This window comes from Streptomyces sp. SAS_270 (genome assembly GCF_052543295.1).
On sequence record NZ_JBMNDS010000006.1, the window covers coordinates 192,872 to 204,522 of the forward strand.

The 11,651-nt window shown below is 69.9% G+C and carries 9 protein-coding genes; 3 read left to right on the forward strand and 6 right to left on the reverse strand.

The window, feature by feature from the left end:
• Positions 1-4 precede the first annotated feature (4 nt).
• From ACN6LB_RS06720 to ACN6LB_RS06745, 6 genes are all read right to left on the reverse strand, one after another.
• Complete coding sequence (locus tag ACN6LB_RS06720; protein WP_445024966.1) at positions 5-1,453, reverse strand: aldehyde dehydrogenase family protein; 1,449 nt, start codon at positions 1,451-1,453, stop codon at positions 5-7.
• A 28-nt stretch (positions 1,454-1,481) separates the two neighbouring features.
• Complete coding sequence (locus ACN6LB_RS06725; protein WP_445024967.1) at positions 1,482-3,215, reverse strand: N-acyl-D-amino-acid deacylase family protein; 1,734 nt, start codon at positions 3,213-3,215, stop codon at positions 1,482-1,484.
• Positions 3,216-3,226: 11 nt separating this feature from the next.
• The gene (locus tag ACN6LB_RS06730) at positions 3,227-4,351 is read right to left on the reverse strand and encodes an LLM class flavin-dependent oxidoreductase (RefSeq protein WP_356138252.1); all 1,125 of its coding nucleotides are present in this window, start codon (positions 4,349-4,351) and stop codon (positions 3,227-3,229) included.
• Between the two features lie 112 nt (positions 4,352-4,463).
• Positions 4,464-5,240, reverse strand: a complete 777-nt coding sequence (locus tag ACN6LB_RS06735) for an SDR family NAD(P)-dependent oxidoreductase (protein WP_445024968.1) — start codon at positions 5,238-5,240, stop codon at positions 4,464-4,466.
• A gap of 9 nt (positions 5,241-5,249) precedes the next feature.
• Positions 5,250-6,191, reverse strand: coding sequence for an LLM class F420-dependent oxidoreductase (locus ACN6LB_RS06740; RefSeq protein WP_445024969.1), 942 nt, complete (start codon positions 6,189-6,191; stop codon positions 5,250-5,252).
• A gap of 114 nt (positions 6,192-6,305) precedes the next feature.
• Positions 6,306-7,562 (reverse strand): amidohydrolase family protein, encoded by a 1,257-nt coding sequence (locus ACN6LB_RS06745; RefSeq protein WP_445024970.1) that lies wholly within the window; start codon positions 7,560-7,562, stop codon positions 6,306-6,308.
• Between the two features lie 250 nt (positions 7,563-7,812).
• On the opposite strand from ACN6LB_RS06745, the gene ACN6LB_RS06750 reads away from it, so the two are divergent.
• From ACN6LB_RS06750 to ACN6LB_RS06760, 3 genes are all read left to right on the forward strand, one after another.
• Positions 7,813-10,779 carry a BTAD domain-containing putative transcriptional regulator gene (locus ACN6LB_RS06750; RefSeq protein WP_445024971.1) on the forward strand — a complete coding sequence of 989 codons (2,967 nt, stop codon included), beginning with the start codon at positions 7,813-7,815 and terminating at the stop codon, positions 10,777-10,779.
• Positions 10,780-10,983: 204 nt separating this feature from the next.
• Positions 10,984-11,163 carry a sigma-like protein gene (locus ACN6LB_RS06755; protein WP_445024972.1) on the forward strand — a complete coding sequence of 60 codons (180 nt, stop codon included), beginning with the start codon at positions 10,984-10,986 and terminating at the stop codon, positions 11,161-11,163.
• A gap of 186 nt (positions 11,164-11,349) precedes the next feature.
• Complete coding sequence (locus ACN6LB_RS06760; RefSeq protein WP_445024973.1) at positions 11,350-11,496, forward strand: hypothetical protein; 147 nt, start codon at positions 11,350-11,352, stop codon at positions 11,494-11,496.
• Positions 11,497-11,651: the final 155 nt, after the last annotated feature.

The window sequence follows — 11,651 nt, forward strand, 5'->3', positions numbered from 1 at the left end:
TCCCTCACCCCGGCCACACGAGCGCCTGCACCTCGCTGTACGCGTGCAGCGCGTACGACCCCACGTCGCGCCCGACCCCGCTCTTCTTGAAGCCGCCGAACGGGGCCTCCATGTTGCGGCCGACGGTGTTGATGCCGACGCCTCCGGCGCGCAGCCGGCCGGCGACGCGGAAGGCGCGGGCGACGTCGCCGGACCAGACGTAGTCGATGAGACCGTAGTCGGAGTCGTTGGCGAGGGCGATGGCCTCCTCCTCCTCGTCGAAGGGGAGGACGACGACGACCGGGCCGAAGATCTCCTCGCGGACCACCCGCATGTCGGGGGTGCAGTCGGCGAGGAGGGTCGGGGAGACGTAGAAACCGTGGTCGGACGGCGGTCGTTCGCCGCCCGCGGCGACCCGCGCTCCCTCCTTCCGGCCCAGTTCGACGTACGACTCCACCCGGTCCCGGTGCGCCGCCGAGATGACCGGCCCGACGACCGTGCCCTGCTCGCGCGGATCGCCCACCTTCAAGTGACCGGCGTAGGCGGCGAGTTGCTCGACAAGGCGGTCGTACACACCCCTCTGCGCCAGCACCCGCGTCGGTGCCGTGCAGATCTGCCCGCTGTAGAAGGAGAACGTCGTACCGATGCCCGACACCGCGGACCCGACATCCGCGTCGTCGAACACGACCGCGGCGCCCTTGCCGCCCAGCTCCATCAACTGCCGTTTCATGTGGCGTCCGCACACCTCTGCGATGCGCTGCCCGACGGCGGTCGATCCGGTGAAGCTGACCATGTCGACGTCGGGCGAGTCGACCGCCGCCTCGCCGACCTCGCCGCGCGAGCCGCTGACGACGTTCACGACGCCCGGTGGTACGCCCGCCGCCTCCAGTGCCTCCGCCATCCGGTAGACGGAGAGCGGGTCCTGCGGGGCCGGTTTCACGACCACCGTGTTGCCCATGGCCAGCGCGGGCGCGATCTTGCCTGCCGGGTTCGCCCAGGGGTTGTTGTACGAGGTGATGCAGGTGACGACGCCGACGGGCCGGCGTACGGCGAGCGCGCCCATGACGGCCGCCCTGCCGAAGGGCCCCGCTTCGTTGATCTGCGGGGGCAGGGCCTGCTCCACGGGCTCCACGCGCGCGTACCGCCGGAAGCGGGCCGCGCCCACGCCGACCTGCATCCCGCGCGCCGTCCCCGTCGTCGCCCCGCTCTCGGCCTGGGCGAGGTCGGCGTAGGAGAGGAAATTGCGCTGGATGATCTCCGCCGTCCGGTCCAGGACGGCGGCGCGTTCCTCGGCCGGGGTGCGCGACCAGGTCTCGAAGGCCTCGCGGGCCGCGGCCGCGGCCGCGTGCACCTGATCCCGCGAGGCCTCCGGCGCCCGCCCGACGATCGCCTCGGTGGCCGGGTCGATCACCTCGTAGTGCCCGCCGTCCGGCTCGACCCACGCCCCGCCTATGAACAGCCGCTGCCTGTCCATCACTTGGCCTCCGCCAGCGGTCCGTGACTCATCTGGTGGTCACCGACCGCGTGTCCCGCCCGGAGCGGAGCACCTTGCCCGGTACGGCGCCCGTGACGACGTCACCGCGTATCGCCTCGACCCCGTTGACCCACACCGCGGTTATGCCGATCGCCTTCGAGTCCAGCCGCGGGCTGTCTCCCGGCAGGTCGTGCACCAGGGTGGCCTTGCCGGCGTCGATCCGTTCCGGGTCGAAGAGGACGAGGTCCGCATGGAAGCCCTCCTGCACACGCCCCCGCTCCCGCAGTCCGAAGAGCTGCGCCGGGTCGTCCGTCAGCATCCGCACCGCCTGCTCCAGACCCATCAGCTTCCGGCCGCGCAGGCAGTCGCCCAGGAAACGGGTGGTGTACGGGGCCCCGCACATGCGGTCCAGATGGGCGCCCGCGTCCGAGCCGCCGAGCATCACGTCCTCATGGCGCCAGGTCTCGGCGCGCAGGGCCCAGGAGTCGGGGTCGTTGTCGGTGGGCATCGGCCACAGCACCGTACGCAGGTCGTCGGCCGCGCAGATCTCCACCAGACAGTGGAAGGGGTCCTGGCCGCGCTCGGCGGCGATGTCCTTCACCACGCGCCCGGTCAGGCCCGCGTTGGCCTCGCTGTAGGTGTCCCCGATGACGTAGCGCCCGAAGTTCGCGAGCCGCCGGAAGACGCCCGCTTCCTTGCTGCCGGCGCGCCGCAGCATCTCGGCGCGTACGTCGGCGTCGCGGAGTTTCGCGATCCGCTCGGGGACGGGCAGGCCGAGAACGGGACCCCAGCCGGGGATCAGGTTCAGCGCGCAGAACGTGCCGAGCGACATGTTCATCGGCGTGAGGATCGGCATGGTGAGGGCGATGACACGGCCACCGGCCTTGCGGGCGCGCTCACTTGCGAGAAGCTGGCGCGGCACGCGTTCGGGAACGGAGGCGTCGATGGTCAGCACGTTCCAGTTCAGGGGGCGCCCGGCGGTCGCGCTCATGTCCACGAGAAGGTCGATCTCCTCGTCGCTGAACTGATCGAGGCAACCGGCGACGATGGCCTCGATCTGGGTGCCCTCGTGCTCCCCCACCGCCTGGGACAGGGCGAGGAGTTCGGCCGGACCGGCGTGCCGCGACGCGACCGGCTTCCCGTCGCCGTCGGAGTGCGTGGACGACTGCGTGGTGGACAGCCCCCAGGCGCCCGCGTCCATCGCGTCGTGCAGCAGCGCCAGCATCCGCCGCAACTGCTCCGGCGTCGGCTGTCCGCCCACCGCGTCCGCCCCCATGACGTACCGCCGCAGCGCGCAATGCCCCACCATGAAGCCCGCGTTGACCGCGATCCGCCCCTCCAGGGCGTCCAGATAGTCGCCGAAGGAATGCCAGCTCCAGGGCGCGCCCTCCTCCAGGGCGACCAGGGACATGCCCTCGACCTTGGACATCATGCGGCGCGTGTAGTCGGCGTCGGCGGGGCGGTCCGGGTTCAACGGGGCAAGGGTGAAGCCGCAGTTGCCGCCCGCGACCGTGGTGACGCCGTGGTTGAGGGACGGGGTGGCGTACGGGTCCCAGAACAGCTGGGCGTCGTAGTGGGTGTGCGGGTCGACGAAGCCGGGGGTGAGGACGAGGCCGCGCGCGTCCTCACTCGTCCTCGCCTCCTCCTCACCCACGTCGCCGATCGCGGCGATACGGCCGCCCCGTATCCCCACATCCGCGGTGTACGCGGGCGCGCCGGTCCCGTCCACGACGGTGGCACCCTTGATGACGTGGTCGAGCATGGCGCGTCCCCCTAGCCCTGGGCCGCTTGGCGGAACCGGGTCGTGCGGTGCACCGGGTCCGTGTCGATCTTCGGGATGACGTGCTCGCCGAGCAGCCGGATCGTCTGGAGGGTCTCCTCCTTCGGCACGCCGACCGGCAGCCCGAAGCTGAGCTGGTCCGCGCCCGCCTGCTCCCAGCGCTTGCACTGGGTGAGCACCTCGTCGGGGTCGCCGCAGATCAACAGCTCCTCCTCGATGAGGAGTTCGACGAACTCGGGGGTGTACTCGGGCAGCGTCTCGGGCCAGACGGGGAAGCCCTCGGGGCGCGGGAAGGTGTCGTGGTAGCGGAAGACGAGCGAGGGCAGGTAGTGCAGGCCGCCGCTGACCGCGATCCGTATCGCCTCGTCGTGCGTGGGCGCGCAGATGGCGGTGGTCGTCACCATCACGTTGTCGTTGACGAAGTCCCCGATGGGTTCGGCGTTCACGACCGCCGTCTTGTACTGCTGGAGCACCCACTCCATGTCGGCGACCTTCTGCACGCTGAAGCCGAGCACGCCGAGACCCTTGCGGGCGGCCATCGCGTACGAGGGCGGCGACCCGGCGGCGTACCACATCGCCGGATGCGACTTCCCGTACGGCTTGGGGAGGATCTTCCTCGGCGGGAGCTGCCAGTGTTTGCCCTGGAACCCGGGGTACTCCTCCTGGAGCCACATCTTCGGGAACTCGGCGATGGTCTCTTCCCAGATTTCCTTCGTGTAGTTCATGTCGGTGATACCGGGCAGGAAGCCGAGGATCTCGTGGCTGCCGGCCCCGCGCCCGCTGCCGAACTCGAAGCGGTTCTCGGTGAGATGGTCGAGCATGGCGACCTTCTCGGCGACCTTCACCGGGTGGTTGACCTGGGCGAGCGGGTTGAAGATCCCGGAGCCGAGGTGGATGCGGTCGGTCGCGTGGGCGAGGTAGCCGAGGAAGACGTCGTTCGCCGAGAGGTGCGAGTACTCCTCCAGGAAGTGGTGCTCGGACGCCCAGGCGTACTTGAAGCCGGACTTGTCCGCCTGGATGACGTACTCGGTCTCCTCCATCAGCGCCTTGTGCTCCGCGAGCGGGTCGGTCTCGGCGCGTTTGCCCACGTATCCCTGTACAAAGAGCCCGAATTCCAAGGAGGTTCACCGTCCCCAGTGATCATGTGGCCGAGTTTTCTGACGTACCGTCAGATTCATCTGCCGCCGACTGTGGCACCGGCCGCCTGGACCGTCAATAGTTGACGGCCAGTCAGATGACCGCGACGCCGGCGAGCCAGCCCCCGTCGATCACGAACGGCTGCCCGGTGATGTACGAGGAGTCGTCCGACGTCAGGAACAGCGCGAGTTTCGCCACCTCGTCCGGCCTGCCGATCCGCCCCATCGGCACGAGCTTGCGGTACAGACCGTCGATGGCCCTCGCCATCTCCTCCGCGTCCGCGTCCGGGTCCAGCAGGGACGGGTTGGACATCGCCGTGTCGATGGCGCCCGGACACATCGCGTTGACGCGTATCCCCTGAGCGGCCAGCTCCATGGCGGCGACCCGGGTGAGCCCCAGGATGGCGTGCTTGGTCGCCGCGTACGAGCCGACGGCCGCCATCCCGGTCATCGCGGTGTACGAGGCGGTGTTCACGATCGTGCCCCCGCCGGCCGCCGCGATCTCCCCCGCGACCGCCTTGATGCCGAGGAAGCAGCCGACCTGGTTCACCTGCACGACCTGCATGAACTCGTCGAGGGGGGTGTCCACGAGGGAGTTGAAGCGCAGGATGCCGGCGTTGTTCACCAGCCCGTCGATCCGGCCGTACGCCTCCTTCGTCGCGGCCACGGCGGCGGTCCAGTCCGCCTCCTTGCCCACGTCGAGACGGACGTGCAGCGCCCCCAGCTCCTTGGCGAGCGCCTGCGCCTGGTCGTCGAGCACGTCGGCGACGACGACCTTGGCCCCTTCCGCGGCGAAGAGCCTGGCCTCCTGCTCACCCTGTCCCCGCGCGGCGCCGGTGACGATGACGACGCGACCGTCCAGCTTGCCCATGTCCACTCCTCAGTCGAGACAGGGGGCGACCTCGGCCCCGAACGCGGTGATCTGGTCGATGAGTTCGCTACGGCCGCGGCTGCGGAACCGCACCTGGATCTGGTCCACGCCCATCGCGCGGTACGCCCGCAGCGACTCGGCGAGAGCGTCGGGGCGCCCGGTGAGGGTGCGGCGGCCCACGTCCCACGCCGGCTCGCCCACGTACAGCGGTTCGGTGATCGCGCCGATGACGAAGGGGCTCTGGACGGCGGACTGTGCGCGGAGTTCCCGGATCCGGCCGATCTGGGCCGGCAGCCGGTCCCTCGGATCCCCCTGCGGCAGCCAGCCGTCACCCCGGACGGCGGCCCGGCGCACGGCGGCGGGCGAGGACCCGCCCACCCACAGGGGCACGCGCTCCTGCGCCGGACGGGGCCGCTGCCCGAGCCCCTCGAAGTCGTACAACTTCCCGTGGTGGACCGGGTATTCATCCGGACCGAGTGCGGCCCTGAGCGCGTCGAGGGACTCGTCGAGGACGGCCCCCCGACGCTCGAAGTCCACCCCCAGCACCTCGAACTCCTCCTGTACGTGCCCGGCCCCGACCCCGAGGATCAGCCGCCCGCCGGAGAGGTGGTCGAGGGTCGCGTACTGCTTCGCGGTGAGCAGCGGGTGCCGCAGACCGACGACGGCGACGTGGCTGAGGAGACGGACATGCCGCGTGACCCCTGCCAGGAAGGCGAGGGTGGCGATCGGGTCGTACCAGATGGTGCTCATGGCGCCCGCGAGACGGCGCGGAATGGCGACGTGGTCGCAGCCCGCGAGGTACGCGAAGCCGCTGCGGTCGGCGGCCCGGGCGATCTCGACGAGGTCGTCCGGTCCGGCGCCGGCCTCCCACGCCTCCGCGTAGATGGTGCTCTGCGACTGCACCGGGAGCTGCATGCCGTAGGCCAGTCGCCCTTCGGGCAGCACCTGCATGGGACCACACACCTTTCAGCTGACGGTCCGTCAAACGGTGGCTGTCGCCGCCATGGTCGTAGCTGACGGGCCGTCAGACAAGGGGTGGGAGGGTATGGCATGAACGAGGATCCCTCAGGGGGTCCAGAGGCCGTCCGCCGACAGCTGAAGCAGCTCGATGGCGTTGCGCCGCACGATCCGGTCGACCACGTCCGCCGACAGGTGCCCCATCTGGGCCTCGCCGACCTGCCGGGACTCCGGCCAGGTGGAGTCGGAGTGCGGATAGTCCGTCTCGTACAGGACGTTGCCGACCCCGATGGCGTCCAGGTTCTTCAACCCGAAGGCGTCATCGAAGAAGCAGCCGTACACATGGTCGGCGAAGAGCTCGGACGGCGGCCGGTGGACCTTGTCGGCGACCCCGCCCCAGCCGCGGTTCTCCTCCCACACCACGTCGGCACGCTCAAGGATGTAGGGGATCCAGCCGATCTGCCCCTCCGCGTACATCACCTTGAGGTTCGGGAAGCGCTCGAACTTCCCGCTCATCAGCCAGTCCACCATCGAGAAGCAGCAGTTGGCGAAGGTGATGGTGGAGCCGACGGCGGGCGGCGCGTCGGCGGACGTCGACGGCATGCGACTGCTGGAGCCGATGTGCATGGCGATGACGGTGCCGGTCTCGTCGCAGGCGGCGAGGAAGGGGTCCCAGTCGTCGGTGTGGACGGAGGGCAGCCCGAGGTGGGGCGGGATCTCGGAGAAGGCGACAGCGCGTACGCCACGGGCGGCATTGCGCCGTACTTCTTCCGCCGCAAGTTCGGCGTCCCAGAGCGGAATGAGGGTGAGAGGTATCAGCCGCCCCCGCGCGGCCGGCCCGCACCACTCCTCCACCATCCAGTCGTTGTAGGCGCGGACACCGAGAAGCCCCAGCTCACGGTCCTTTGCCTCGGTGAAGGTCTGGCCGCAGAAGCGCGGGAAGGTCGGGAAGCAGAGGGCGGACTGGACATGGTTGACGTCCATGTCGTCGAGACGCTGCGCAACGTCGTACGAACCCGGACGCATCTGCTCGTACGTGATGACTTCGAGCTTGATCTCATCACGGGAGTAGCCGACGGCGGTGTCGAGCCGGGTGAGCGGCCGGTGCAGGTCCTCGTACACCCACCAGTCGCCGATGGGCCCGTCCTCACCCGGACTGCCCATGATCGGCGCGAACTTGCCGCCGAGGAACGTCATCTCCTTCAGCGGGGCACGGACGATGCGGGGGCCGACATCCAGGTATTTCTTCGGGAGCCGGGCCTGCCAGACGTCAGGGGGCTCCACCGTGTGGTCGTCGACCGAGATGATCTTCGGGAAGGTCGCCAGGGGCGCCTGAGGGGTCGCCGTGCTCTCCGTGGTCTCCATACGGGCCACGGTAGCGCTGAACTGACGGTCCGTCAGCTCTCTGTCCACCGTCCAGGGAGGACCCCTGGATATGTGCGACTCTGCGCGAACATGTGAGAAGACCGTGTGAGGACCTTGTGATGTCCCATGCGCCCACCTGTGATCGCTGTCTCCCACGGCTGACGTATCCGCCATGAACAAGGCAAACTGGCTTCCTTGTCATGACGTTCGGCAGGGTCGGCAGGTTCGGCGGGTTCGGCAGGGGGCAGCGATGGACGGTGTGCCGCGTGTACCGGAGCAGTGGGTACCGGAGCCGCAGCATGCCGAGGGACCGGCGCCGGCACTGCGCTTCGGCGTGCTCGGCCCCGTGCGCGCCTGGCGCGGGGCGGAGTCCCTGCCCACCGGGTCCCCGCAGCAACGTGCCCTGCTGGCCGCCCTCCTGCTCCGCGAGGGCCGCACGGCCACCGCGTCCGAGCTGATCGACGCCCTGTGGGGCGAGGACCCTCCCTCCCAGGCACTGGCCGCGGTCCGTACGTACGCCTCCCGCCTGCGGAAGGTACTGGACCCCGGCGTCCTGGCCAGCGAGTCCGGCGGCTACGCCATCCGCTCACTGGGCGACGGCGCCCTGGACCTGGCCCTCGCCCAGGAACTCGCGGCGGACGCGGAGAAGGCCCGCAACGCCGGGGACCTCTGCCACGCGCGAGCCCTGCTGAACAAGGCGCTGAGCCTGTGGGACGGCGAGCCCCTGGCCTCCGTCCCCGGCCCGTACGCCGAAACCCAGCGCACACGCCTTGAGGAGTGGCGACTCCAACTCCTCGAATCCCGCCTTGACATGGACCTTGAGCAGGGCTGCCACGCGGAGGCCGTCTCCGAACTGACGGCCCTCACCGCGGCACACCCGCTGCAGGAGCGCCTGCGCGAGCTGCTGATGCTCGCGCTGTACCGCAGCGGGCGGCAGGCGGAGGCACTGGCGGTGTACGCCGACACGCGGCGCCTGCTCGCGGAGGAGCTGGGCGTCGACCCCCGCGCGGGCCTGCGCGACCTTCAGCAGCGCATCCTCCAGGCGGACCCGGCACTCGCGGAACCCTCGGCGCCCGCCGCCGAGCCCGCCGCGGCCCCCGTCCGCCCCGCCCAACTCCCCGCCACCGTCACCGACTTCACCGGCCGGGCGTCCTTCGTCTCCGAACTGAGCGACGTCCTCGCCTCCGCGTCCACCGCCGAGGGCAGCGTGATGGCGGTCTCGGCCCTGGCCGGCATCGGAGGCGTGGGGAAGACGACCCTCGCCGTGCACGTGGCCCACCAGACGCGGGCCGCCTTCCCGGACGGGCAGTTGTACGTGGACCTCCAGGGCGCCGGCGCGCGGGCGGCGGAGCCGGAAACCGTGCTGGGCGCGTTCCTGCGGGCCCTGGGGACCGCGGACTCGGCGATCCCGGACACGCTGGAGGAGCGGGCGGGCCTGTACCGGTCGGTCCTCGACGGACGGCGCGTGCTGGTCCTCCTCGACAACGCCCGGGACGCGGCCCAGGTGAGGCCGTTGCTGCCGGGGACGGAGGGGTGCGCCGCCCTGGTCACCTCGCGGGTACGGATGGTGGACCTGGCCGGCGCCCACCTCGTCGACCTGGACGTCATGTCCCCCGAGGAGGCCCTGCAGCTCTTCACGAAGATCGTGGGCGCGGAACGGGTCGCTTCGGAGCGGGAAGCCGCGCTGGACGTCGTGGCGGCGTGCGGGTTCCTCCCCCTGGCCATCCGGATCGCGGCCTCGCGACTGGCCGCGCGCAGGACATGGACGGTCTCGGTACTCGCCGCGAAACTCGCGGACGAGCGACGCCGGCTGGACGAACTCCAGGCCGGGGACCTGGCGGTCAAGGCCACCTTCGAGCTGGGGTACGGACAGCTGGAGCCGGCGCAGGCTCGCGCTTTTCGACTGCTGGGGCTGGCCGACGGACCGGATATCTCGCTTGCTGCGGCGGCCTCGGTCCTGGACCTCCCGGTCGAGGACACGGAGGAGCTGCTGGAGTCCCTGGTCGACACGTCCCTGGTGGAATCCGCGGCTCCTGGCCGGTATCGGTACCACGACCTCGTACGGCTCTACGCGCGTGCTTGTGCGGAGCGGGACGAGCAGCCGCCGGGTGAGCGGGATGCGGCGATGTCGAGGTTGCTGGACTTCTACCTGGCTACGGCGGCACGGGTGTATGCGATTGAGCGGCCTGGGGACCGGACGGTCGCACACCTTGAGAAGAGCCGATACGAGGGCCGTGACTTCACTGACGCTTCCGAGGCTCTGGACTGGCTTCACACGGAAGCCGAACCTTTGTTGGCCTGCGTGCAGCAGTCACTCGGGGCCCCGACGTTGCGACGAGCTGTCGACCTTCTCCTGACCGCCATCGACCTCGCGGAGTCCGGAGCCGGTTCGCGGCGGTACGAGACGACGGCCATGGCTGCGCGGGACGCCGGCGCACGTCTCGGAGACGCCCACGCGGAGACCCGGGCCCGCATCACGTTGGCCCAGGTACTCAGCCAGGCGGGTCGCTTCGAGGAGGCGGAGCGGGAGGCGAAGAGGGCGGATCAGATCAACGAGAGTGCCGGTGATCCCTGGACGAGCAGCACGGCTCCGAACCAGTTGGGGATCATCGCCAATTGCACTGTTCGCTTCGCGGACGCCGAGGTCTACCTGCTGAGGGCCATCGACGCCTTCCAGGCCGACAGAAACAAACCGGGTGAGGCAAGCGCAGTCTGCAACCTCTCGAGGGTGCTCGCGTCCATGGGTCGTAGTAGCCACGCTGTCGAGCTCGCTCAACGCGGCGTGGAGATCTATGACGAGCTTGGGTTGTCCGTGCGACTGGCCAACGCGAGGTACGCCTCCGGTATCGTCCTCACTCAAGCGGGTCGCTTGACCGAGGCGCTGGAGCAACTGCACGAGGCTGTGCGGATCTTCGCAGAGAGTCGTCAACGACTCTGGGAGGGCACGACCCATTTCCGGATCGCCCAGGCGCACTTGGCGGCGCGACGGCCTGCTCAGGCCGCTCAGCACGCCGAACAGGCCTTGGCGACCGGGTGCATTGGCGGCGAGTGGATGCGTGCCAACGCGCTGACGCTCCTGGGCAAGTCATTGGCCACCCTTGGCCAGTCCGACCGTGCCCGCGCCTGCTGGAGTGACGCCTTGACCATTTTCGAGGAGTTGGGGTCGCCGGAGACCAACGAGGTGCGCGGCCTCCTTTTTCCGCTCGCGGCAGCCTGAGCACATCTTCGAGGACGTTCATCGAACGTTTATGGGCGCCTGACACTCTCAGTACATGGATCCGTCGCGTCGGGGGGCAGACGGATCTCCCGGGTCTCACGAATATTCTGAGGCCTCCCGGAACGCCCGTTCGGCGACCCACGGGGGAGTTGCCGAACGGGCGCTTCCGCTACAGCGCCATTGAATACTTGGGAGTTTCCAGTCATGAGCGATGCCAAGAAGGACCAGAAGGTCACCACTCAAGACCAGCACTCGCCCGTGCCGCCGGCCCTGGACGAGGAGGTCACCACACTGGACCAGCACTCGCCCGTGCCGCCGGCCCTGGACGAAGAGATCACGACGCTGGACCAGCACTCGCCCGCGCCGCCGAGCCTGGGCCTCTAAGTACAGCCACTCCAACGGGGATCGGCCGCGGTGGCGCGGAGGGGGAGCCACCGCGGCCGAGGCGTGTCCCGGGGAGGTTCAGGTCAATCCGTGGCGGGAACCGTTCGATACTCTCGAACAATCGCCCCCCCCTGACGCTAGCGTCACTTGGTGTTCGGAAGTCCCCTCCCCAAAAAGGAGCCAAGGATGACCCGCGCCAAGAAGATCGTCGCTACCGTCGCCCTCGTGCTCGGCGCCACCGCGGCCGCCGCGAGCCCGGCGCTGGCCGACAGCCACGCGCCCGTGAGCCCGCAGAACACGGTCGTGGCGCCGCTGGACAGCCACGCGCCCTGATGCGACACACGAACTCGCCGCCGATGGGGCCGGGCTGAAAGACTCTGTTGGTAAAGGACCGGTCCCTTTGTGAGACCCGTCGCCGTTAGGCGGCGGGCCTCAGTGTCTCGAAGCGAGAGAGGCGTGTGCCGATCCGCGGTGCGCCGCCGGTCCAG

Bases quoted from the DNA above. Each gene is read 5' to 3' on its own strand.
- ACN6LB_RS06755 (WP_445024972.1), top strand. From the start codon at position 10,984: ATGAGCGATGCCAAGAAGGACCAGAAGGTCACCACTCAAGACCAGCAC.
- ACN6LB_RS06735 (WP_445024968.1), bottom strand. From the start codon at position 5,240: ATGGGCAAGCTGGACGGTCGCGTCGTCATCGTCACCGGCGCCGCGCGG.
- ACN6LB_RS06725 (WP_445024967.1), bottom strand. From the start codon at position 3,215: ATGCTCGACCACGTCATCAAGGGTGCCACCGTCGTGGACGGGACCGGC.
- ACN6LB_RS06745 (WP_445024970.1), bottom strand. From the start codon at position 7,562: ATGGAGACCACGGAGAGCACGGCGACCCCTCAGGCGCCCCTGGCGACC.
- ACN6LB_RS06740 (WP_445024969.1), bottom strand. From the start codon at position 6,191: ATGCAGGTGCTGCCCGAAGGGCGACTGGCCTACGGCATGCAGCTCCCG.
- ACN6LB_RS06750 (WP_445024971.1), top strand. From the start codon at position 7,813: ATGGACGGTGTGCCGCGTGTACCGGAGCAGTGGGTACCGGAGCCGCAG.
- ACN6LB_RS06720 (WP_445024966.1), bottom strand. From the start codon at position 1,453: ATGGACAGGCAGCGGCTGTTCATAGGCGGGGCGTGGGTCGAGCCGGAC.
- ACN6LB_RS06760 (WP_445024973.1), top strand. From the start codon at position 11,350: ATGACCCGCGCCAAGAAGATCGTCGCTACCGTCGCCCTCGTGCTCGGC.